Source organism: Desulfatitalea alkaliphila (assembly GCF_022968795.1).
Lineage (GTDB): Bacteria > Desulfobacterota > Desulfobacteria > Desulfobacterales > Desulfosarcinaceae > Desulfatitalea > Desulfatitalea alkaliphila.
Genome location: NZ_JALJRB010000001.1, coordinates 378653 through 399840, shown reverse-complemented (window position 1 = coordinate 399840; position 21188 = coordinate 378653). Strand labels below are relative to the sequence as shown.

20 protein-coding genes are annotated in these 21188 nt (G+C 62.9%); 12 read left to right on the top strand and 8 right to left on the bottom strand.

The annotated features are described in order from the left end of the window. Nucleotides 1-218 precede the first annotated feature (218 nt). The 4 genes from MRX98_RS01745 to MRX98_RS01730 all read left to right on the top strand — a co-directional run bounded on the left by MRX98_RS01745 (nucleotide 219) and on the right by MRX98_RS01730 (nucleotide 4678). Nucleotides 219-1928 (top strand): glutamine--tRNA ligase/YqeY domain fusion protein, encoded by a 1710-nt coding sequence (locus MRX98_RS01745; protein ID WP_246902471.1) that lies wholly within the window; start codon nucleotides 219-221, stop codon nucleotides 1926-1928. A 3-nt stretch (nucleotides 1929-1931) separates the two neighbouring features. Next, on the top strand, nucleotides 1932-3323 hold the full coding sequence (locus tag MRX98_RS01740; RefSeq protein ID WP_246902470.1) for an MFS transporter: 1392 nt from the start codon (nucleotides 1932-1934) through the stop codon (nucleotides 3321-3323). Then, complete coding sequence (nfo, locus tag MRX98_RS01735) at nucleotides 3320-4189, top strand: deoxyribonuclease IV (protein WP_246902469.1); 870 nt, start codon at nucleotides 3320-3322, stop codon at nucleotides 4187-4189. The genes MRX98_RS01740 and nfo overlap by 4 nt, the downstream gene beginning before the upstream one ends. A gap of 123 nt (nucleotides 4190-4312) precedes the next feature. Continuing rightward, nucleotides 4313-4678 (top strand): cytoplasmic protein, encoded by a 366-nt coding sequence (locus MRX98_RS01730; RefSeq protein WP_246902468.1) that lies wholly within the window; start codon nucleotides 4313-4315, stop codon nucleotides 4676-4678. Nucleotides 4679-4751: 73 nt separating this feature from the next. Here the strand turns inward: MRX98_RS01730 and MRX98_RS01725 are convergent, their stop codons facing one another. Next, nucleotides 4752-5492, bottom strand: a complete 741-nt coding sequence (locus MRX98_RS01725) for an HAD family hydrolase (protein ID WP_246902467.1) — start codon at nucleotides 5490-5492, stop codon at nucleotides 4752-4754. A 99-nt stretch (nucleotides 5493-5591) separates the two neighbouring features. Between MRX98_RS01725 and yihA the strand changes: the two genes are divergently transcribed. The 5 genes from yihA (at nucleotide 5592) to MRX98_RS01700 (ending at nucleotide 9871) form a co-directional block, all read left to right on the top strand. Further along, nucleotides 5592-6188 (top strand): ribosome biogenesis GTP-binding protein YihA/YsxC, encoded by a 597-nt coding sequence (gene yihA / locus MRX98_RS01720; RefSeq protein ID WP_246902466.1) that lies wholly within the window; start codon nucleotides 5592-5594, stop codon nucleotides 6186-6188. Then, nucleotides 6178-7092, top strand: coding sequence for a GTPase Era (era, locus tag MRX98_RS01715; protein WP_246902464.1), 915 nt, complete (start codon nucleotides 6178-6180; stop codon nucleotides 7090-7092). Before yihA ends, era begins: the two co-directional genes overlap by 11 nt. Nucleotides 7093-7114: 22 nt before the next feature. Continuing rightward, complete coding sequence (locus MRX98_RS01710) at nucleotides 7115-7969, top strand: ATP-grasp domain-containing protein (RefSeq protein WP_246902463.1); 855 nt, start codon at nucleotides 7115-7117, stop codon at nucleotides 7967-7969. Between the two features lie 74 nt (nucleotides 7970-8043). Continuing rightward, complete coding sequence (locus MRX98_RS01705; RefSeq protein ID WP_246902462.1) at nucleotides 8044-8388, top strand: HNH endonuclease; 345 nt, start codon at nucleotides 8044-8046, stop codon at nucleotides 8386-8388. After that, nucleotides 8372-9871, top strand: coding sequence for an ATP-binding response regulator (locus MRX98_RS01700; RefSeq protein ID WP_246902461.1), 1500 nt, complete (start codon nucleotides 8372-8374; stop codon nucleotides 9869-9871). Before MRX98_RS01705 ends, MRX98_RS01700 begins: the two co-directional genes overlap by 17 nt. Before the next feature lie 73 nt (nucleotides 9872-9944). Here MRX98_RS01700 and MRX98_RS01695 read toward each other — a convergent pair whose 3' ends face one another. Next, a complete protein-coding gene (locus tag MRX98_RS01695; RefSeq protein ID WP_246902460.1) occupies nucleotides 9945-10727 on the bottom strand; it encodes an RluA family pseudouridine synthase in 783 nt (260 codons plus the stop codon). Here MRX98_RS01695 and MRX98_RS01690 point away from each other — a divergent pair. Then, complete coding sequence (locus MRX98_RS01690; protein ID WP_246902459.1) at nucleotides 10713-12254, top strand: RsmG family class I SAM-dependent methyltransferase; 1542 nt, start codon at nucleotides 10713-10715, stop codon at nucleotides 12252-12254. The two genes, MRX98_RS01695 and MRX98_RS01690, sit on opposite strands and share 15 nt — an antisense overlap. A gap of 133 nt (nucleotides 12255-12387) precedes the next feature. Continuing rightward, on the top strand, nucleotides 12388-13155 hold the full coding sequence (locus MRX98_RS01685; RefSeq protein WP_246902458.1) for a hypothetical protein: 768 nt from the start codon (nucleotides 12388-12390) through the stop codon (nucleotides 13153-13155). Here MRX98_RS01685 and MRX98_RS01680 read toward each other — a convergent pair. From MRX98_RS01680 to MRX98_RS01660, 5 genes are all read right to left on the bottom strand, one after another. Beyond that, a complete protein-coding gene (locus tag MRX98_RS01680; protein ID WP_246902457.1) occupies nucleotides 13147-14088 on the bottom strand; it encodes an L-lactate dehydrogenase in 942 nt (313 codons plus the stop codon). The two genes, MRX98_RS01685 and MRX98_RS01680, sit on opposite strands and share 9 nt — an antisense overlap. Before the next feature lie 182 nt (nucleotides 14089-14270). Next, on the bottom strand, nucleotides 14271-14693 hold the full coding sequence (locus MRX98_RS01675) for a four helix bundle protein (RefSeq protein WP_246902456.1): 423 nt from the start codon (nucleotides 14691-14693) through the stop codon (nucleotides 14271-14273). 459 nt (nucleotides 14694-15152) lie between these two features. Then, on the bottom strand, nucleotides 15153-17606 hold the full coding sequence (locus MRX98_RS01670; RefSeq protein ID WP_246902455.1) for a heavy metal translocating P-type ATPase: 2454 nt from the start codon (nucleotides 17604-17606) through the stop codon (nucleotides 15153-15155). A gap of 40 nt (nucleotides 17607-17646) precedes the next feature. After that, nucleotides 17647-17991 carry an SHOCT domain-containing protein gene (locus tag MRX98_RS01665; RefSeq protein WP_246902453.1) on the bottom strand — a complete coding sequence of 115 codons (345 nt, stop codon included), beginning with the start codon at nucleotides 17989-17991 and terminating at the stop codon, nucleotides 17647-17649. Nucleotides 17992-18104: 113 nt separating this feature from the next. Then, nucleotides 18105-18605, bottom strand: coding sequence for a Spy/CpxP family protein refolding chaperone (locus MRX98_RS01660; protein ID WP_246902451.1), 501 nt, complete (start codon nucleotides 18603-18605; stop codon nucleotides 18105-18107). Between the two features lie 288 nt (nucleotides 18606-18893). Between MRX98_RS01660 and MRX98_RS01655 the strand changes: the two genes are divergently transcribed. Next, nucleotides 18894-20024 carry an NADH:flavin oxidoreductase gene (locus MRX98_RS01655; RefSeq protein WP_246902450.1) on the top strand — a complete coding sequence of 377 codons (1131 nt, stop codon included), beginning with the start codon at nucleotides 18894-18896 and terminating at the stop codon, nucleotides 20022-20024. 9 nt (nucleotides 20025-20033) lie between these two features. Here the strand turns inward: MRX98_RS01655 and cobT are convergent, their stop codons facing one another. Continuing rightward, nucleotides 20034-21107 carry a nicotinate-nucleotide--dimethylbenzimidazole phosphoribosyltransferase gene (cobT, locus tag MRX98_RS01650; protein WP_246902449.1) on the bottom strand — a complete coding sequence of 358 codons (1074 nt, stop codon included), beginning with the start codon at nucleotides 21105-21107 and terminating at the stop codon, nucleotides 20034-20036. Nucleotides 21108-21188: the final 81 nt, after the last annotated feature.

Genomic DNA, 21188 nt, shown 5'->3' with positions numbered 1-21188 from the left:
TGGTTTTCCGATTTAGTGAACAACACGAACATACCGAGCGCCACATGGCGACCCGGCAGTCGTACTGCATGGGTTCTCTGGCAGGAACTATCTAAAGATAATAATACCAAAAGCAGAGAAAGCAATCCCCATTTGACACCCCTGCACGCTTTGGCTATTTTGCGTCCCATGGAACACCAATGTAATGTGCGCCAACCCTCATTCAGGAGAGCGTGATCATGGCCGAAACGGATAACCAGGGGCCGCCCAATTTCATCAAGACCATCATCGAAGAGGACTTCAAGGCCGATCGACATGGCGGGCGAGTGGTCACGCGCTTTCCGCCGGAGCCCAACGGCTATCTGCACATCGGCCATGCCAAATCCATCTGCCTCAACTTCGGCCTGGCGCGCATCTTCGGCGGCCAGTGCAATCTGCGCTTCGACGACACCAACCCCACCAAAGAAGAAACCGCTTATGTGGAAGCGATCAAAACCGATGTGCGCTGGTTGGGGTTCGATTGGCCGGGAGAGGCCCATTTCACCTCGGATTATTTTGAACAGCTTTACAATCTGGCCCTGCGGCTGATCAAGGACGGCAAGGCCTATGTGGACAGCCTGAGTGCCGACGAGATTCGCGAACACAGGGGTACCTTGACCGAACCGGGTCGTGAGAGCCCCTTCCGCAACCGCTCCGTCGAGGAGAATGTGACCTTGTTCCGGCAGATGCGCGACGGTGCCTTCGCAGACGGCCAACATGTGTTGCGCGCCAAGATCGACATGGCCCATCCCAACCTGTTGATGCGCGATCCCACCTTGTATCGCATCCGCAAGGCGGCCCACCATCGGACCGGCGACACCTGGTGCATCTACCCCATGTACGACTTTGCCCACTGCCTCTCCGACGCCATCGAATGCGTCACCCACTCCATCTGCACCCTGGAGTTTGAAAACAACCGTGCGCTTTACGACTGGATCCTGGATCAGTTGGACCTGCCCTGCCGTCCGCGGCAGTACGAGTTCGCCCGCTTGAATCTCAATTTCACCGTTTTGAGCAAGCGCAAGCTGATCCAGCTGGTGGAAGAGGGTCATGTGAGCGGCTGGGACGATCCGCGACTGCCCACTCTTTCGGGCCTGCGCCGCAGGGGCTGCCCCCCCGCCGCTATTCGCAATTTCTGTGATCGCATCGGGGTGGCCAAGGCCAACAGCGTGGTGGACATCGCCTTGCTGGAGCATGCCATTCGGGAAGATTTGAACCCGGTGGCGCCCCGCATGATGGGCGTGCTGCGACCGTTGAAGGTGGTGATCGAAAACCACCCCGCGGATCAGGTGGAGATGTTGACGGCCATCAACAACCCCGAGGATCCGGCCGCGGGCACCCGCGAGGTTCCCTTTTCGCGGGAGATCTACATCGAGCAGGACGATTTCATGGAGGACCCGCCCAAAAAGTTCTTCCGCCTGGCGCCGGGCCGGGAAGTGCGGTTGCGCTACGCCTATTTCATCACCTGCAAGGAGGTGGTCAAGGATCCGGCCACGGGGAAGATTGTGGAACTGCGTTGCACCTACGATCCGGCCACGCGGGGCGGCGATGCCCCCGACGGGCGTAAGGTCAAGGCGACTTTGCATTGGGTGTCGGCCGCCCATGCAGCACCGGCCGAGGTGCGGCTCTATGATCGGCTGTTCAGCAAACCGGACCCCGACGAAAAAGTAGAGGGTCGGACCTTCAAGGATTTTCTCAATCCCGAATCCTTGGAAATTCTGCCCGATTGCCGCCTGGAGCCGGCCCTGGCCCACGCCGTGCCGGATACGGTCTACCAGTTCGAGCGCTTGGGCTATTTCTGTCTCGACAGCCGGGAAACCGCCGGAACGCGGCTGGTGTTCAACCGCACCGTGACCCTCAAGGACACCTGGGCGCGGATCGCCCAGCAAAGCTCCCGAAAGGCGCCTTGATCCATGCCCGCCGACGGCGACCATGATGCTGCCGCCCGTGAGCGGTCGGCCCTGTTCGTGGCGACCCTCACCTCCTTCATGGGGCCGTTCATGATTTCGTCGGTGAATGTGGCCCTGCCGTCCATCCAAGCCGAGTTGGGCATGAGCGCGGTGCAGTTGAGCTGGATTCCCACCGCCTATCTGCTGGCCATGGCCATGGTGCTGGTGCCGGCGGGGCGGGTGGCCGACATTCATGGCCGCAAGCGGATCTTCACCGCCGGTCTGGTCGTCTACACCATCGCTTCCACCCTGGCCGCCCTGGTGCCCACCACCGCATGGCTCATCGCCCTGCGGGTGGGCCAGGGCATCGGCGCCGCCATGTTCGTCACCACCGGCATGGCCATCGTGACCTCCGTTTTTCCGCCCCAACGGCGCGGTCGCGCCATCGGCATCTATGTGGCGGCGGTCTATATCGGTCTGTCGGTGGGACCCTTTGCCGGCGGGCTGCTGGTGCAGCACGTGGGCTGGCGCAGCCTGTTTGCCCTGATGCTGCCCCTGGGCGCGGTATCGGTGGGCGTGACACTCCGTTTCCTCAAAGGCGAATGGGCCGAAGCCCGTGGCGAACCGTTGGACATCGTCGGCAGTCTGCTTTACGCCGGCGCCATCTTCGCCCTGGTCTACGGCGGTACCGCGCTGCCGTCCGCGGCCGGGGGCTTGCTGGCGCTGGGCGGCCTCGTCGGCCTGTTGCTGTTCGCCCGGCGGCAGGCACGGATCGCCCACCCGGTGTTCGATGTTTCCCTGTTTCGCACCAATCGGGTTTTTGCTTTTTCCAGCCTGGCCGCCTTGATCAACTATGCGGCGACCTTCGCCATTACGTTCATGCTCAGTCTCTTCTTGCAGTATATCAAAGGGTTGCCGCCCCAGACGGCCGGCCTGGTGCTGGTGGCCCAACCGGCGGTGATGGCCCTCTTTTCGCCCTTGGCCGGACGCTGGGCGGACCGCATCCAGCCGCGCTGGATCGCCAGCGCCGGCATGCTGCTCACCACCCTGGGGCTGGTCGGATTGCTGTTCCTGCACCCCGATGTGGCCATTGGGCGCATCGTCGTCAACCTGGCCCTGCTCGGTTTGGGCTTCGCCCTTTTTTCATCGCCCAACATGAGTGCCATCATGGGATCGGTGGCCAAGCACCAATACGGCATCGCTTCCGGCGCGGTGGCTACCATGCGGCTGCTGGGGCAGATGATCAGCATGGCCGTTGCCGCGGTGGTGCTGGCCATCACTATCGGCCAGGCGGCCATCGCGCCGGCCAACTACCCGCAACTGCTCGGCAGTCTTCAAATCTTGCTGGCGATTTTCGCAGGGATGTGTATTTTTGGCATTTACTTTTCCATGGCACGAGGGGAGATCGGCAAATGAAATATATCGGCGCCCACGTCAGCATCGGTGGGGGGGTGGAAAACGCCCCCCTCAACGCCAAGGCCATCGGCGCCACGGCCTTCGCCATGTTCACCAAAAACCAGCGGCAGTGGCATGCCAAGCCGCTGAGCGAACAGAGCATCGCCGCCTTTGGCCAAAATTGCCGGGAGGCGGGATACGATCCGCGCCATATCCTGCCCCACGACAGCTATCTGATCAACCTGGGCCACCCGGAAAAGGAAGGATTGGAGAAGTCCAGAACCGCCTTTCTGGATGAGTTCCGGCGTTGCGAACAGCTGGGGTTGCAGCTGCTCAATTTTCATCCCGGCAGCCACCTGGGCAAGATTTCCGAGAGCCGCAGCATGGCCCTGATCGCCGAGTCGATCAACATCGTCCTGGACCGGACCCGTTCGGTGACGGCGGTGATCGAGAACACCGCCGGTCAGGGCACCAATGTGGGGTACCGCTTCGAGCACCTGGCCGAGATCATCGACCAGGTGGAAGACAAGGGCCGGGTCGCCGTCTGCCTGGACACCTGCCATGCCTACGCTTCGGGCTATGAGATCAAAACCGAGACGGGTTTCAAGGAGACCATGGCGCATTTCGATCGCATCGTGGGATTGCGCTATTTAAAAGGCATGCATTTGAACGATTCCAAAAAGGATACGGGCAGCCGCGTGGACCGCCATGCCAGTCTGGGCGAAGGCACCCTGGGACTCGATCCCTTTCGCTGGATCATGCAGGATCCGCGCTTGGACGACATCCCCCTGATCCTGGAAACCCCGGACGAAACGCGCTGGGCAGAGGAGATCGCCCTGCTGCGGGGCATGGCCGAAGCGTCTTCGCCCCGCCCCTTAAAAGATTGACAACCGTTCCGCCATGGGATTAGTTGGCCCGATACCATTGCCGGGTGCCCTGACGGTCCGCCGAAGGGCAAACCCCAACCGCCATAACCGCTCACCGAGCGACAACCCTCTTGGAGTAAAGCCATGTCACAATTCAAAGACCCCCGGGAAATCGATTTCACCGTGGATCAGAAACATCTGTACCGCGAAGAAGCCATCACCGACCTGAAGGTCGCCTCCATTCGCCGCCTGGTGCCTGTTCTGCCCGACGGCAGCGATGACAGCAGTCGCACGCCCATCTTCCTGGCCAGCTCCCAGCTCATGACGCCGGAAGGCCCCTTGCCGCTGCAGGCACGCTTGCAGGCCACCACCCTGGCCGACGCCTTCACGGAATTTCCCGGCGCCATGCAAAAGGCGCTCAACGAAATGGTGGCCCAATTGCAGCAGATGCGCCAGGAGCAATCCCAACAAAAAAAGGATGAATCCCGCATCATCGTGCCCGGCCGCTGATCGGCATCACGGTTTGGGATGCCGCCGGGCCGCTGCTTGATCCGGGTAAGCGGGTCGCATAGGCCGGGCGGAATTACCCGCGCAACCGGGCCACCACTTCCGCCACGCCTGACAAAGGCCCGCTGAAGTCGGCCGGGTGGCTGGTGCCGCGGCTGACCCGGCGCCCCTCGGTGACGGCGCCGTAATCGATGACCCCCGCCTCGGTGGTCAAGTAGGTGGTCATGCCGACGGTGCCGGCCACCATGTCGTTGACCGCATCGTTGCCCACCATCAGGCACTGTTCCGGCGTCAGGTCCAGTTTCTTGCAAATTTGCCGGTAGTAATCGGCCCGTGGTTTGACATAGGACATGTTTTCCAGGTGGGTGAGCAGCTCGAACCGTTCCGGCGCCAGGTCGGCCCATGCCAGGCGCTTGGTCTGGGCCAGCTCGGGAAACAGCGGGTTGGTGGCCACCACCAGGCGCAGGCCCCACCCTTCCAGCCGGTCGAGCAGCTCCGCCAGGCCGGCGGGCCGCTTCACTGTCACCGGTATGCGGTCGTACTCGCTGGCATAGAAAGTCATGAACCGCTCCCAGACTGCTTCGCGGGCGCCGTCCAGCCCTTCGCAGAAGCGTTCCATGAAGTGGTCGCTGTTGGGTCGCGAGCCGTCGTTGCGCGCCAGGCCGCGGATGCCTCGCAACAACCGGTCGCGAAACGCTTCCGCGGGCATCAGGTCGGCAAAACAGGGCGTGATGCGTTCCATGTAGCGCAGATAGAAGCCTGTTTCGTCGAACAGCACCAGGGTGTTGTCCAGGTCCAGCAATATAGCTTGCAGCATTTTTTGCGATCGTCCTTTCCCGTATGCGGTGTGTTTGTTCAAGCTTACCATCGCACAAAATCGGTTTCAATCGTCCGCCCGATTTGGTAAGCAGCAGGCATGATCATCAAATCGGCCGAATTCATCACCAGCGCCGTCCAACCGGCGCACTATCCGCCCCCCGACCATCCGGAGATCGCCTTTGCCGGTCGTTCCAACGTGGGCAAATCGTCCTTGATCAACACCCTGGTACGGCGCAAACGGCTGGTCAAGACCTCTTCCACGCCCGGCCGTACCCAGCTGATCAATTTTTTCCTGATCAACGGCGATCTCATGTTGGTGGACCTGCCCGGATACGGCTATGCCAAGGTGCCGGCGGCGGTGCGCAAGCAGTGGGGGCCCATGGTGGAGACCTATGTCGCCCGGCGCACCAGCCTCAAGGGGGCCGTGGTGTTGGTGGATGCGCGGCGCCGGCCGGAGGTGGAAGAGCTGAATCTGATCGACTGGCTGCGCCAACACCGGGTGGCGGTGGTGCCGGTGCTGACCAAGGCGGACAAACTGTCCAAGACCGAATTGATCAAGCAGCGCCGGGCCGCCGCCCAGGCCCTCGATATGGCGGAGGAGGCCCTGATCCTCTTTTCGGCCAAATCAAGACTGGGCAAGGAGGCCCTCTGGCAGCGGCTGGAAGGGATACTCGCGCATACCGATGACACCTGACAATGTCCTGGAACCCCATCGCGATTTCAAATCCGGCCTGGTGGCCATCGTGGGCGCCCCCAATGCGGGCAAATCCACCTTGCTCAACCGCCTGCTGGGCCAGAAGATCTCCATTACCAGCAAGAAGCCCCAGACCACCCGCAACCGCATCCTGGGAGTGATGGATCGACCCGGGGCCCAACTGATTTTTCTGGATACCCCCGGCGTGCATCGGGCCGGCAAACCCCTCAATGTGCGCATTGTGGATGTGGCCTTGTCCACCCTGGCGGATGCCGATTTGGTGTTGGTGATGATGGATGCGGCCGCGCCCGATAGTGATGCGGAAAACTATCTCATCGAAAAACTGGCGGCCCGCGCGACGCCGGCGGTGTTGGCGTTGAACAAGATCGACCTGATTCACAAACCACAGTTGCTGGCATTGATCGAGCGTTGGTCCCGGGCGCACAATTTTACCGCCGTGGTGCCCGTATCGGCGGTTAAGGGGACCCAGCTGGATGGTCTCGTCGACGCCATGATCCAGGTGTTGCCCCAAGGGCCGCCCCTCTTTCCGCCCGGTAGCCTCACGGATCTGCCCGAGCGGTTCATTGCCGGCGAGATGATTCGTGAAAAGGTGTTCCGCCTGACCGGCGAGGAGGTGCCCTACGCCGTGGCCGTGACCATCGACGCTTTCAAGGAGGAGAAGGGCGGGCGCCTGGTCAAGATCCATGCCACCATCCATGTGGAGCGCAACTCCCAAAAGGGGATCGTCATCGGCAAGGGCGGCGCCAAGCTCAAACAGATCGGCGAGGCCGCCCGCCGCGAAATCGAGCGCATGTTGGGTTGCCGGGTCTTTTTGAAACTGTTCGTGCGGGTACAGAAAAACTGGTCGCGGGACAGTAAGGCCATGGCCCGTTTCGGCTACTGAGCGAAGGGTCGATGCAAGGCCCATGATCCTCTCCTTCCATCCCATCATCACTGCCGATGAAAACCGCTTGTGTGCCGGCCGCCTGCCCGATGCCGCCGATGCGGCGGCCATCCGCCGGGCCGCGGCCGTGATTCTGCCCCAGGGGTGCGGCCCGGAGCTTTATCGTTTGGCCCGTGAAAACGGCCCCCACCTGTTTCCGAACCTCGACGTGCGCTTCGACCATCCCGGCAAACGCGGTCAGATCGCGCTGTTTCGCCAATTGGGTATCCCCCATCCCCCCACCCGTCTCTACGGCAGCGTTGCGGCGTTCCGGCAAGACGGGGATGCGATCCCTTTGCCGGCGGTGATCAAGTTGGATTGGGGCGGCGAAGGGCGAACGGTGTTCAAAATCGACGATCAGCAAGGATTGGCAAAGGTGCTTGCGCACCTGCGCGCCTGCGAAGGCACCGGTCAGCGGGGGTTTCTCCTGCAACCCTATCTGCCACACCGGCAACGGTGCCTCCGCGTGACCGTCATCGGCCACCGGTTGGTCGCCTATTGGCGCATCCAGCCCCAGCCGGACCGCTTCGGCACCAGCCTGGCCCAAGGCGCCCGTATCGATGGCGCCGCCGATCCCCACTTGCAAGCCGCCGGTGTTGCCGTGGTGCGGGATTTTTGCCGGCGCACCGGCTTGCAGTTGGCCGGTTGCGATCTCATTTTTGCCGAACACAACCTGGCCGCCGGCCGCGTGGCGCCCCTGATGCTGGAGATCAACTACTTTTTCGGCCGCACCGGCCTCGGCGGCTCGGAGGCCTATTACCAAATGCTGGCGGAAGCCGTGGACCATTGGTTGGCGGAAATGGGGTTGCGGCGTCGGTTATCCGGCACGATGAATTAGTTCTCCTTGATTTTTTTGGCTATTCGGTTACACTCCGGGGCTTGCTGGGCATGTTGATGAAATGGACGGGGAATATGGCCAAAAATCGCTCTTTCGCGCCTTTTGCCTATGATTTGGAGGCAACGGACCTTGCGGCCGAGAAGCGCAAGGCGCGGGAGTTGCGCACCTCCCAGTGGTGGAAACGGCAGTGCGCCAAAGGGGTTTGCCACTGGTGCGGCAGCGCCACGCCGGCCAAGGCCTTGACCATGGATCATGTGGTGCCCATCGCCCGGGGCGGCAAGAGCACCAAGGGCAATGTGGTGCCTTCCTGCAAATCGTGCAACACCAAAAAGAAGCAGATGCTGCCCATGGAGTGGGAGGCCTTTGTGCGGGCAATGCGCGGTGGCGATGAAGGAGCGCTGGATGGCCAAGGATCCTGAGCGGGTGTGTGTCCTGGTGGTGGATGACGAGCCGCGCATCCGGGAGAGCTTGCGGCGGGTGCTCGATCCCATGGGCTATTGCGTCCGCACGGCCGCCGACGGCCAGGCGGCCCTGGCGGTGTTGGACCGTGAACCCGTGGCCATCGTCCTGCTCGATCTGCAGTTGCCCGACATGCACGGCATGGCGATTCTGCATCGCATTCGCGAGCGCTATCCCCACATCGTGGTGATCATCATCACCGGGTTCAGCACCGTTCAAACGGCCGCCGAAGCCATGCGCAGCGGCGCCTACGACCTGCTGCCCAAGCCCTTCGACCCCGCCCAGCTGCGCCTGGCCATCAACCGGGCGCGGGAGAAGATGGCCCTGGAAGCCGAGGCGCGGCATCTGCAGCAGGAAAAGCTGCGCACCCTGGCCGACCTCTCCCTGGAGCAGAGCCGGTTGCGGGCCATCCTCGACACCCTGCCCATCGGTGTGCTGGTTACCGACAACCAGGGGGGCGTTGTTCTGTTCAACCCCACCTTTGCCAGCTTCATGGAGCTACCGGCGGACACGCCCCCCGGCCGGGAACTGGCGCGCTATGTCCGGGACGACGGTTTGCGCAGCCGCATCGCGGCGCTGTCCGGCGGTTGCGCCACGGACGGCGAAGAGGGCACTGCTTACGAGCTGTGCACGGGTGGCGAGACCTTTTTGCTGGCCCGCGGCCGTCCCGTGGTGGGGGAGCAGGGCCAATGCCTGGGGGCCGTGGTGACCTTGGTGGATATCACGGCCATGAAGGTGCTGGACCGGTTGCGCGGCGAGTTTGTCGCCAAGGTGTCCCACGAACTGCGTTCACCGCTGTCCACCATCCACGAGCAGTTGGCCATGTTGCTCAGTGATCTGGTGGGGCAGTTGTCCCCCTCGGATGCGCATCTGTTGTCGCGGGCCAAGGAGAAGACCCAGGGGTTGATCGCCCTCATCGGCGATTTGCTGGATTTGTCGCGCATCGAATCGGGCGTGGTGTGCCGCACGCCGACGGCGGTGCAAGTGGAAGAGCTGCTGGAAAACATCATCGTCTTTCTCAATACCAAGGCGGCCGCCAAGCAGCAGACCATCGCCTTGCGCCGCGCATCGTCCCTACTGCCCGCCATCCAGGCCGATCCATTGGCCTTGGAGAGCATCTTCGGCAATCTGATCACCAATGCCGTCAACTATTCGCCGGCCGGCACCACCATCGAGGTCACGGTTCAAAGGGTCGACACCCAAGTGCAAATCGCCGTGCGGGACGAAGGTTTCGGCATCGAAGCGCGTCACCTGGGCAAGATTTTCGAGCGCTTTTACCGCGTCAAGACCGAAAAGACGCGCTACATCACCGGCACCGGTCTGGGCTTGCCCATCGTCAAGGGCCTTGTGGATGCCCTGGGCGGTCGCATCACGGTGGAAAGCATTCCCGATAAAGGCAGTACCTTTGCGGTGCTGCTGCCGTTACCGGAAGCCGACCTGTAGATAACCCCATTCACTTTTTCCCCTGACATGACGGCGCACTGCCTCGCGATTGGCAGCGCGGTTTCACCGGCATTCATTGGTTCCCGCCCTTGGATATCCATTGTGTTTCCGCCACCCGCGGCAAAGACAATTGTTGCGCATAGAAACCCTCGATGGACCAAAGCGGCGCCGCCGGGTCCGTCGTCGGGGACCACGGCCAACCTTCGGGCGGTGGACATTCGAACTGCAAGTGGGCTGGGCGGGTGGGGTGATCGAAGGCCAGGCGGTGGGAGAGCAGGGCGATGCTGCCGTGGGGCAGGTGTTGATCGGCGCCGTAGGCCTTGTCGCCCCAGATGGGGCATCCCAAGGCCGCCAACTGGCAGCGGATCTGGTGGCGGCGGCCGGTTTCGAGGGTGACGGACAGCAGGCTGCGCTGGGGTTGGCGTTCCAACAGGCGGTAGTGGAGGGCGGCGGCTTGGGCGCCGGCGTTACCGGCCTGGGCCGGGCGGCTGTAGCGACCCTGGCGCACCAAGTGGTGTACCAGGCGGTCGGCGGTGGCCGGTGGTCGGCCTTGCACCACGGCCAGATAGGTTTTTTCGATGGTGCCGTCGCGAAACTGGGCGCTCAGTCGTCCCGCCGCCTTGGAGGTGCGGGCCAACACCAACACCCCCGCCACCGGCCCGTCCAGCCGGTGCACCATGCCCACGAAGACCCGCCCGGGTTTGGCATAGCGCTGTTTGAGCCAGGCCTTGGCCAGATCCACCAGGTTGGGTTTGTGCGCCGGCCCGCGTTGCATTATCAAACCCGCTGGTTTATAAAGCACCAGCAGGTGATTATCCTCATAAAAAACGGGCCATCGCGGATGAAAAAAGGTCATGGGGCATCGTCCTCCCGCAAGAAAACCGAGCACACCCGACGCACGGCGCAACGACCGCGCGAGGATCAACCCGGCCCGGCGGCGCTGGCGGCGTTGTTTCAGGATTGCGGTCTGATCCTGACCGAACGCCAGATCGAACAGTTCTGGCTCTATCACGGCTTGCTGCGCCATCACAACACCGCGTTGAATCTCACCCGCATTCACAACTTCAACCAAATGGTGCTCAAACTCTATGTGGATTCCGTGCTGCCGGGCCGTATGACAGACCTGCCGTCCCCCTTGATGGATCTGGGAAGTGGTCCCGGCATGCCGGGGATCCCGTTGAAGATCATGCACCCGCAAGTGCAAATGGTGTTGGCCGAGGGGCGGGCCAAACGGGCCGCCTTTTTGCTGGAGGCGGTGGCGCAGTTGGGCCTCGATGCAACCACGGTGGTGGACCGCAATATCACCCCTGCCTTTGAACAGCCCGTGGCCGGGGTGATCACCCGGGCCGTGGAGGTGATCGCCGATACCCTGGCGCGGGTGCAGGGCTGCCTGGCGCAGGGCGGGCGGGTGATTTTGATGAAAGGGCCGGGCTGCGATCCTGAAATCGCAGTGGCGCAGCAACGTTTCGACGGCCGTTTCGCCCTGGTGGCCGATACGGCCTACCGGATCGGCGGAACCTCTAACGAACGGCGCCTGGTGGTTTTCGAGCGTCTGGACGCGCCGCGCCATGCCGTGGCAGCGCAGGCCGCAGGGCGGCATCGGGTGACGGCCTTGACCAGCGATCAAAACAGCCGGTTCAAGGCCTTGAAAAAGATGCTCACCGGGCGGGGCATCAAAAAGGGGGCCATGGTCTTGGTGGCCGGCGCCCGACCCGTTCACGAGGCCATGGCGGCGCTGCCCCAACGGTGCCGGGCGTGGATCACCCGCGACACCCAGGATCCGCCGCCGGAAGGTGCACCGTCCCATATGGAGTGGTTGCAACTGGCCGAACCCCTGTACCAAACCCTGGATATCTTCGGCACCCGTGCGCCCTTGCTGTGCCTGGAAGCGCCGGCCATCACGCCCTGGTCCCCGGCGGAAGGCTTTCCACTGGGGTGCAGCCTGCTGGTGCCCTTTCAGGACCCGGAGAACATCGGCGCCGTCATCCGCTCGGCCGCCGCCTTTGGTGTGCGCCAAGTCATCCTGCTAGGCGAAAGCGCCCATCCCTTTCATCCCAAAGCCCTGCGCGCCTCGGCCGGGGCTGCCCTGCGGCTCCCGCTGCGTCAGGGACCGTTCCTGGCCGATTTGCCGCCCGATCTGCCGTTGGTGGCCCTCTCCGCGGAAGGAACGGATATCGCCGCTGCCGCTTTCCCGCCGGCCTTCGGCCTGCTGGCCGGCCTGGAAGGACAAGGGCTGCCCGCTGTCTGGCGCTCGAAGGCGGTGCGGATTCCCCTAAGCCCGGTCGTGGAGTCCCTCAACGCCGCCACCTCCGCCGCCGTGGCGCTCTATGAGTGGCAGCGGCGGCAAGGGACGCTCGGTGACGGGACTTTCGACCGACCATGACTATTGTTGCCTTAAGGCGAGGCGGACAAGGCCTATGATCCGTCAACCACAGGCGTCCCGCGACGGGCGTCCCACATCGGCAATGCCGGGTGGGGCGGCGGGATCGGCCGTTTAGAAAGACAAGAGGTGGTCCATGATTTTCAGAGTTGTCATCATTCCCTTGATGATCGGTGTTGTGGCCGTTGCAATGACATGCCTTCCGGCCGCGGCCGAGGATGGCGGCACCGCGGCCCAGCCGGAGCCGATGGTTTTTCAACGGGTGGCCGTGGCTTCCTTCCTGGTGGGGCGGCACAAGCCCCACATGGACGAAAGCATGGACTTGACCCTGAGCTGCCCCATCGGAGAAATCTGCAAGGACGATCCCACCATTCTGCCCCATGCCGGCATCACCCTGACCCGCCTGGTGAACGAAAAGCTGCGCAGCCGATTCACCCCCTGGGTCGTCGGCCGCGCGCAGGTGCAAGCGGCGGAAATGCAAATGGCGCTGGACCAGGGCCGGGACACGCCCATCGACCTGGCGCGGCGGCTCGGCCGCCTGGTGGAGGCCGAGGTGGTGATCATCGGCATCGTGTGGCGCTATCGTGAACGGGGCGTCGTGGCGGAGCGGCCGGATGGCGGCGCCTCGGTGGCCTTCGCCCTGTATGCCGTCGAAGCCGCCACGGGACGCTTGCTGTGGCGCGAGATTTACGACGCCACGCAGCAAACGGTCCTGGAGGATCTCTTTCAGGCCAGGAAACAAATTCGCATGGGGCTGCGTTGGCTGAACGCCGATGAGCTGGCCGCCCACGGCGTGGGGGAGGTGTTGCGCAAATGGCCCGACCACCTTCGGCCGGTTGTTGATCCACGGGGCCCGCGGCAGACCGACGGTGCATCGCCCGGCGTGGGTGCCCCGTCACAATGAGATGCCGTCCAGGCGCTCCCGCAGAATCTTTGCCGAGCGGCGCAGACCGGCCGATTCCACATCATCGAGCTTGGGCAGCAACGTATCCGCCGCGCCATGGCGGCCCACGATGGTGGGAATGCTCAAGCACACATCGTCAATCCCGTACTGTCCGTCCAGCCGTCGACTCACCGGCAGCACCGACCGCTGATCCTCCAGCACCGCCCGCACCAGACGGGCTATGGCGGTGCCGATGGCGGTGTTGGTGTATCCCTTGCGGCTGATGATTTCCTGGGCCGCATCGCGTACATTCCCGAAAAGCCGCGCCATGGCCTCCCGGTCAAAGGGCTTGCCGGCGATGGTGTGGTCCACCAGGGGAACGCCGCCGATGGTGGCCGAGCTCCAGACAGGCACCTCCGAGTCGCCGTGTTCCCCAAAAATATAAGCGTGCACCGAGCGGGGATCCACATCGTAGTGCTGCCCCAGCAAAGCGCGGAACCGCGCCGTGTCCAGCATGGTGCCGGTGCCGATCACCAGCTTGGCTGAACGGTTGGAAAGAGCCTGGGTTACGTAGGTCAGCACATCCACCGGATTGCTGGCGATGATCAGTACCGCCTTGGGGCAGTGGCGGTCCAGTTGACCGACGATTTCCCGGAACACCGCCGCATTGCGGTTGAGCAGGTCCAGCCGCGACTCCCCCGGCTGCTGGGCCACACCGGCCGTGACGATCACCACCTGGGCGGCCGCCAGATCGCCATAATCACCGGCCCGCACCGTCACCCGCCCGGCAAAGGCCTGCCCGTGCATCAGGTCCATGGCCTCGCCTTCGGCCCGCTGCCGGTTTTTGTCGATCAGGATGATCTCGTTGGCCAAACCCAGCAAGAAAACGGCGTACCCCGCCGCCATCCCCACCTGACCGGTCCCCACAATGCCGATGGTATGCGTCTGAATCATCACACCCCCAACCCAAAAAACCCTTCATGGTCGAACATTTTGCGCCTTTTCGAGTACGCGTACGAGAACCGCCCCTTCGGGGCTGAGTACGCGAACGACGATTTTGGATCGCCCAACACCAACCTGAAGCGCGCCGTTTTTTACGTCGCCTCGGGGCTGTTGGTTGGCGACGTCCTTCCACATTATTCGTTCTCGTTATCGTTATCGTACTCGTTCTCGTACTCGTACGCGTACGCGTACTCGCTACTCTCGCGAACCTGCATCGGCACCGATGACATCTTTACCAGCATCGAAACGATACGAACAAGAAGACGTTTACCATCATTACCGGTTTTTGAATCAATTGCTTCGCATGCAATCAAAACATCTATTGTGGCAGCACATTCGAGTGCAGAGCCAAGAGCAATTCGGAAAAACCGATTACGATCCGCTGAAGGGGGCTTTCCATTGCCCTCAGCGATATTCAGTGGAATCGATTGAGAGGAACGCAATAGTTGATCCCGGGCATGGCGATCAAAACCCTTGAGCCTTTTGCACAAACGATATGCCCAGGCAACAAAAGTCATGCTGACACGGTATACATCAAGTCTTTCATGGTCGAACATTTTGCATCTTTTCGAGTACGCGTACGAGAACCGCCCCTTCGGGGCTGAGTACGCGTACGACGATTTTGGATCACCCAACACCAAGCTGAAGCGCGCCGCTTTTTTACGTCGCCTCCAGCTATTGATTGGCGACGTTCTTCCGAATTATTCGTTCTCGTACTCGTTCTCGTACGCGTACTCGTAATCGCTACTCTCACGAACCTGCATCGGTGCCGAGACATCTTTCCCAGCATTGAGAGGAACGCAATAGTTGATCCCTGGCATGGCGATCAATACCCTTGAGCCTTTTGCACAAACGATATGCCCGGGCAACAAAAGTCATGCTGACACGGTATACGTCAAGTCTTTCATGGTCGAACATTTTGCACCTTTTCGAGTACGCGTACGAGAACCGCCCCTTCGGGGCTGAGTACGCGAACGACGATTTGGATCGCCGATAAACTCAACAAACCCGATCTCTTAATCTATCTTCGCCTTATACAAACGCAGACTGTTGGACACCACCGAGATACTGCTCAACGCCATGGCCAAAGCGGCCAGGATGGGGTGCAGTTCGCGCAGCATTTGGGGCATGCCGGCCACCAGTGCCAGCACGCCGGCCGCTACGGGGATCAGCGTCACGTTGTAGATGAAGGCCAGGAAAAGATTCTGGCGCACCGTGGCCATGGTCCGGCGGCCCACGGCGATGGCTCGCGGAATGCCGGTCAGGCGGCCGCTGGAGAGGATCACATCGGCGGTTTCGATGGCCACGTCGGTGCCGGTGCCGATGGCCATGCCCAGATCGGCTTGCGCCAGGGCCGGGGCATCGTTGATACCGTCGCCCACCATGGCCACCCGCAGGCCCTGGTCGCGGAGCTCCTGGACCTTGGCCGCCTTCTCCTCGGGGCGCACCTCGGCGAACACTTCGTCGATGCCCACCTGGTCGGCCATGGCACGGGCGGTCTGCTGGTTGTCGCCGGTGAGCATCACCACCTTCAGCCCCATGCGGTGCAGGGCATCGATGGCCTCACGGGAGTCGGGTTTGAGGGTGTCGGCCACGGCGATCAGGCCCGCTGCTTTATCGTCCAAAGCCAACACCATCACCGTGTGCCCTTCGGACTGCATGCGTTGCACCTGTTGCGATGCGGCTTGCAGGCCTTGGGCCGTGGCTTCGTCGAACCAGCCCGGCTTGCCCACCCGGACCCGCCGGCCATTTACAACCGCTGACACACCGGCGCCGCCTTCGGCCTGGAAATCCTCCGGCTCCGGCGGATGGAGGTCCTTTTCCCGGGCCGCGCGGACGATGGCCTTGCCCAGGGGATGTTCGGAACCCCGCTCGGCGGCGGCGGCCCAAAAAAGCGCCTCCTGCGCCGAGGCCAGTGTGTCGTTGAGCGCATGCACCGCCACCACGGCCGGTTTTCCTTCGGTGATGGTGCCGGTCTTGTCCAGCACCACCGCATCCAGGTGGGTGCTGCGCTCCAGTCCTTCAGCCTTCTTGAAGAGGATGCCCTTTTCCGCGCCCTTGCCCGTGCCGGCCATGATGGCCGTCGGCGTGGCCAGTCCCAGGGCGCAGGGACAGGCGATCACCAGCACGGCCACCAGGCGGATCATGGAAGGGACGAAATCGCCGGTGGCCGTCCACCAAATGGCGAAGGCCGCCAGGGCGATGCCCATCACCGCCGGCACGAAAATCGCCGCCACCCGGTCGGCCAGGGCCTGAATGGGGGCCTTGCTGCCCTGGGCTTCCTGCACCAGGCGGATGATCTGGGCCAGGGCGGTTTCCCGGCCCACGCGCGTGGCGCGGAATTTGAGCCGTCCCTGGCCGTTGATGGTGCCCGCGGCCACTGTGTCGCCGGGCCCTTTGTCCACCGGCAGGGGCTCGCCCGTGAGCATGGATTCGTCCACCGCCGAGGTGCCTTCCAGCACCTCGCCGTCCACCGGCATGCGTTCGCCGGGCCGCACGATCACCACCACCCCTTTCCCCAGTTGGGCCAAAGGCAGTTCCCGCTCTTCGCCATCCTCGATCACGACGGCGGTTTTGGGTTGCAGGCCGATCAACTTGCGGATGGCCTGGCCGGTCTTGCCCTTGGTGCGTGCTTCCAGCAGCTTGCCCAGTTTGATCAGGGTGATGATCACTGCGGCGGTTTCGAAGTAAACGTGATCGCCGATGCCCGGCACCAGCAGCAGGGCCAGGGAATAAAAATAGGCCACCGAGGACCCCAGGGCCACCAGGACATCCATGTTGGCGCTGCCGTTGCGCAAGCTTTTGAAGCCGCCCACGTAATAGTCCCAGCCGGTGTAGAACTGCACCGGCGTGGCCAGGGCCCAGAAGAGCCAGTTGACCCAGGCCGCATGGCTCCAGGGGCCCAGGAGGGCGAAGTCGCGGGACATGCTCAAAACGAACAGGGGCGCGGCGAAGATCACGCCCACGATGAACTTGCGGGTTTGATCGGCGATTTCAGCCTGCCGCGCCGCCGCTTCGGCGTCCGTGCCGTCCTCATCGGCCGCATCCGGGGCGATGGCGCCGTAACCGGCCTTTTCAATGGCCGCCACCATCTGCTCCACGGTGATCAGGTCGGGCAGGTAGGTGACCTGGGCCCGTTCGCTGCCGAAATTGACATCGGCCGCCACCACCCCCGCCACCTTCTTGTTCAAGGTGCGTTCCACATTGGACGCGCAATTGGCGCAGGTCATGCCGGTGATGGGCAGCTCCAGGCGGGCGGTGGGTACATCGTAACCGCTTTTGCGGATTCGTGCCACCAGCTCCGGCACTTTCACCTGCGCGGGGTCGTAGGCCACCTCCGCTCGCTCGCTGGCGAAGTTGACATTGGTTTGGCGCACGCCTTCGAGCTTGGACAGGCCGCGCTCGATATTGGCCGCGCAGTTGGCGCAGGTCATGCCGGTGATCGGCAGGGATACGGTGCGGTCGGCCATGGGCAAGATACTCCTTTCTCGGCAATGGACCGCCCGGGGACTACATGTTCAGGTCGCGTCGCATGGATGCATACGTCTCCTTGTCGATTTCACCGCGGGCGTATCGGCGTTTGAGCAGCTCCAGCGCATCCGGCGGGTCATCCCGCGGGTTTCCGCGATCGGCCAACAGTCCGGAAACGATGGACGCAAGCGCAATCAGTACAATAACCCAGAATAGGATCATGACAAGTCCCATGCCGCCCCCCGGCATCATGCCATGGGGCATCAGCCGGCTGCCGCCGCCATAACCGTAGCCCGTTCCCCAGCCATATAAAAACCATAAACCGGCCGCAACAAGGGCAGCCGTTATGCCGATGCCGATCCAAGTAGTGGTCATGCGTTTCATAATGCCTCCAATCTTGAGTGTGGTTGGAAATTGTCGGTTCAGCGAAAAAAATTGCCGGAAGCGGCGCTTATGCCGCCTCCGGCCGTCGTGCGGTATTGTTGGATGGGTTGTTGTTACCGCCAGCAGTAACCGTAACCGCCGCCATAGCCACCGCCTCGGTGGAAGCCGCGGCCATATCCGCGGGGACCCATTTCATCGGGCAGGAGTTGGCGCATTTCCAGGCGATGGCGGATGCGTTGCTCATCGAAGGTGGATTGCAGCTGAGAAATCTCCCGCTGCAGCTGGGTGGCCACCGCCGGGTCGGGATCGGTCTTGGCCAGCTCGGCCTGCAGGGCCAGATGCTTCTGGCGCAGCTCGCCTCTCAGTGTTTCGGTTTCATTGAAGAACTTTTCCCGGGCCGCGTCCACGGCGGCGCGTTGCGCATCGGTCAAGTTCGCAGGGTACCCCTGGCCCCGATAGCCATACTCGGCACCGGGTCCCATGCCATAGCCGGGTCCCATCATGTGGCCGCCGCGATCCCCCCAGGAACCTCCCCGGGCAAAGACCAAGGAAGCGCCCGCGAGCAACAACACCGTGCTGATCAACAAGGTCTTTTTAATGCGATTGGATCTCATGTTTTTCTCCTTTCACTTTCGTGTTACATTCCGTTAAGAGTTTGTTCCGTTGCCATTGATACTGAGCAAGCCGTGTGCCAAGATTTGGCGCGGTCGGCCTGAGCATTTGCAACATGCCGAAACGTAAACAAATTATAATCCGAACAGGCGGCCGCACCGTTTGCGCGGCTTTGCTTGGCGCTTTCTTAATCTCCGGAGCGGGTAAAATTTCCACAGCTAAAAATGGTCTTGGCCGCCCGGGTGGGTAATTAGGATGCACTTTCACCAGAAGCTTTAAGGAGGTATGTGATGACCCCCGCCGAAACCCTCGCACAATCTTTTAAAATCGGTTCGCTGACCCTGAAGAACCGTTTGACCATGGCGCCCCTGTTTCTGGGCTATGCGCAACCGGACGGCACCATCAGCGATCTGCTGATCGATCACTACCGCCGCATGGCCGCCTCCGGGGCCGCCATGATCGTGGTGGAAAATGTGGTGGTGGATCCATCGGGGCTGGGTTCGCCCTTCACCTTGCGGGCGGACGACGACCGCTTTGTGGCGGGCTTGGCCAAGCTGGCCGCCACCATCAAAGGCGAGGGGGCCCTGGCCTTCGCCCAGATCAACCATGCCGGCCGCTATGCCTTCGGGCCGGAGCGCATCGCGCCCTCCGCCCATCCCACCGGCAAGGTGACCCCGAAGGCCATGCGCGTGGCCGAGATCGACGCCATGGTGGATGCCTTCGCCGCCGCCGCCCGGCGCATTCAAGCCGCCGGGTTCGACGGCGTGGAGATCCATGGGGGCACCGGTTACCTGCTGGTGCAGTTTCTCTCGCCGCGCACCAACCAGCGTACCGATGACTATGGCGGTTCCCCGGAAAACCGCATGCGGTTTCCCCTGCGCGTGGTGGATGCCGTGCGGTCCGCCGTGGGCGATGCCTTTCCGGTGGGCTACCGCTTTCTGGCCGATGAGTGGCAACAGGATGGGCTGCACCTGGATGAGACCACCCCCTATGCCGTGGCGCTGGTCGAGCGGTGCATCGCCTACTTGTCGGTCATGGCCGGCACCTACGATGCCTTTGCGCTGCCGGAATACAATTCGGCCGAAAAAAGGGAGGGGTACATGGTGCACTTCGCCGATCAGGTCAAGGCGCAGTTGCCCCAAGTGCCTGTCATCACCGCCGGACGCATTCAGACACCGGCCACGGCCGCCGAGATCATCGAGCGGGGCAGCGCCGATCTGATCGGGCTGGCCCGGGTGCTGCTGGCCGATCCGCTCTGGCCACGCAAGGCTTTGGGGGAAAGCAACGATCCCATCGTGGTCTGCGAGCCCACCTGCTCCTTGTGTATGAAGCGCGTCATGACGGGCAAGCCGGCTTTTTGCAGCCAGTGGACCAAGGCCGAACGGGATGCCTTTCTGGAACGCATCGGCGAGCAGCCATAGGCGGCTTGTTCAGCCGGCGGTCACCCCGGCCTGGTCGAAGGTCATCACCTCCTTGAAGACCCGCACGGCGCCCTCCATGATGGTCATGGCCATGGCGCCGCCGGTGCCTTCGCCCAGGCGCATGCCCAGGGAAAGCAGGGGCGCCAGGCCCAAGTGGTGGAGCATCAGGGCATGGCCCGGTTCTTCCGATTGGTGGCCGGCGAACAGATAGTCCGCCACCGTGGGACAGAGGGCGTGGGCGATCAGCGCCCCGGCGGTGGAGATGAACCCGTCGATGACCACCGCTCGCCGGTGGTAGGCGCCGGCCAGCACCAATCCGGCGATGCCGCCGATTTCGAAACCGCCCACCTTGGCCAGCACATCCAGGCCATCGGTCGGATCGGGCCGGTTGAGGGCGATGCCGTCGGTGATGACCGCTATCTTGCGTGCCAATCCGGCATCGTCCACGCCCGTGCCGCGGCCTGTCATTTGGTCCACCGTACAACCGGTCAAAACGGCCCCGATGGCCGCCGAGGGGGTGGTGTTGGCGATGCCCATGTCGCCGGTCCCCAACATCTGCACACCGGCGTCGAACAGGTCAGTGGCATGGGCGAAGCCGGCCATGATGGCCGCTTCGGCCTGGGTACGCGCCATGGCCGGGCCGCGGGCGAAGGAGGCGGTGCCCGGTGCGATCTTGCTGATCTTGAGCTGATCGCCGCCGGGCGTGGTTTGCGGGTCAAGGGTGGCCGCCATGCCCATGTCCACCACCTGCACCCGGGCCCCCGCATGGCGGGCGATGGCATTGATGCCGGCTCCGCCGGCCAGGAAAGTGCGCACCATGGCGCCGGTGACCTCCTGGGGAAAGGCGCTGACCCCTTCGGCGGCAATGCCGTGATCGCCGGCCATCACCACCACCGCCTTGTGTTCCAATGACGGGGACAAGGTTTGCTGGATGGCGCAGCACTGTTCGGCGATGTCGTGCAACCGGCCCAGGGCCCTGGGCGGCATCACCAGTTGGGCCGTGCGTTGGCGGGCTTTTTCGATCCAAGTGCGATCCAGGGGTTGGATGGCCGCCAGAATGGCGGGCAGGGAGAGGGATGTCATATGCGTTCTCCTTCTTTTTTGGCTTTTGCAGATAACCGCATAAAAAAAGCCCCAAGCCGATACACTGCATCAGCTCGGGGC

Excerpts from the sequence above, each read along its gene's own strand:
- MRX98_RS01745 (WP_246902471.1), top strand. The coding sequence starts at position 219 with ATGGCCGAAACGGATAACCAGGGGCCGCCCAATTTCATCAAGACCATC.
- MRX98_RS01740 (WP_246902470.1), top strand. The coding sequence starts at position 1,932 with ATGCCCGCCGACGGCGACCATGATGCTGCCGCCCGTGAGCGGTCGGCC.
- nfo (WP_246902469.1), top strand. The coding sequence starts at position 3,320 with ATGAAATATATCGGCGCCCACGTCAGCATCGGTGGGGGGGTGGAAAAC.
- MRX98_RS01730 (WP_246902468.1), top strand. The coding sequence starts at position 4,313 with ATGTCACAATTCAAAGACCCCCGGGAAATCGATTTCACCGTGGATCAG.
- MRX98_RS01725 (WP_246902467.1), bottom strand. The coding sequence starts at position 5,492 with ATGCTGCAAGCTATATTGCTGGACCTGGACAACACCCTGGTGCTGTTC.
- yihA (WP_246902466.1), top strand. The coding sequence starts at position 5,592 with ATGATCATCAAATCGGCCGAATTCATCACCAGCGCCGTCCAACCGGCG.
- era (WP_246902464.1), top strand. The coding sequence starts at position 6,178 with ATGACACCTGACAATGTCCTGGAACCCCATCGCGATTTCAAATCCGGC.
- MRX98_RS01710 (WP_246902463.1), top strand. The coding sequence starts at position 7,115 with ATGATCCTCTCCTTCCATCCCATCATCACTGCCGATGAAAACCGCTTG.
- MRX98_RS01705 (WP_246902462.1), top strand. The coding sequence starts at position 8,044 with ATGGCCAAAAATCGCTCTTTCGCGCCTTTTGCCTATGATTTGGAGGCA.
- MRX98_RS01700 (WP_246902461.1), top strand. The coding sequence starts at position 8,372 with ATGGCCAAGGATCCTGAGCGGGTGTGTGTCCTGGTGGTGGATGACGAG.
- MRX98_RS01690 (WP_246902459.1), top strand. The coding sequence starts at position 10,713 with ATGAAAAAAGGTCATGGGGCATCGTCCTCCCGCAAGAAAACCGAGCAC.
- MRX98_RS01695 (WP_246902460.1), bottom strand. The coding sequence starts at position 10,727 with ATGACCTTTTTTCATCCGCGATGGCCCGTTTTTTATGAGGATAATCAC.
- MRX98_RS01685 (WP_246902458.1), top strand. The coding sequence starts at position 12,388 with ATGATTTTCAGAGTTGTCATCATTCCCTTGATGATCGGTGTTGTGGCC.
- MRX98_RS01680 (WP_246902457.1), bottom strand. The coding sequence starts at position 14,088 with ATGATTCAGACGCATACCATCGGCATTGTGGGGACCGGTCAGGTGGGG.
- MRX98_RS01675 (WP_246902456.1), bottom strand. The coding sequence starts at position 14,693 with ATGTTCGACCATGAAAGACTTGATGTATACCGTGTCAGCATGACTTTT.
- MRX98_RS01670 (WP_246902455.1), bottom strand. The coding sequence starts at position 17,606 with ATGGCCGACCGCACCGTATCCCTGCCGATCACCGGCATGACCTGCGCC.
- MRX98_RS01665 (WP_246902453.1), bottom strand. The coding sequence starts at position 17,991 with ATGAAACGCATGACCACTACTTGGATCGGCATCGGCATAACGGCTGCC.
- MRX98_RS01660 (WP_246902451.1), bottom strand. The coding sequence starts at position 18,605 with ATGAGATCCAATCGCATTAAAAAGACCTTGTTGATCAGCACGGTGTTG.
- MRX98_RS01655 (WP_246902450.1), top strand. The coding sequence starts at position 18,894 with ATGACCCCCGCCGAAACCCTCGCACAATCTTTTAAAATCGGTTCGCTG.
- cobT (WP_246902449.1), bottom strand. The coding sequence starts at position 21,107 with ATGACATCCCTCTCCCTGCCCGCCATTCTGGCGGCCATCCAACCCCTG.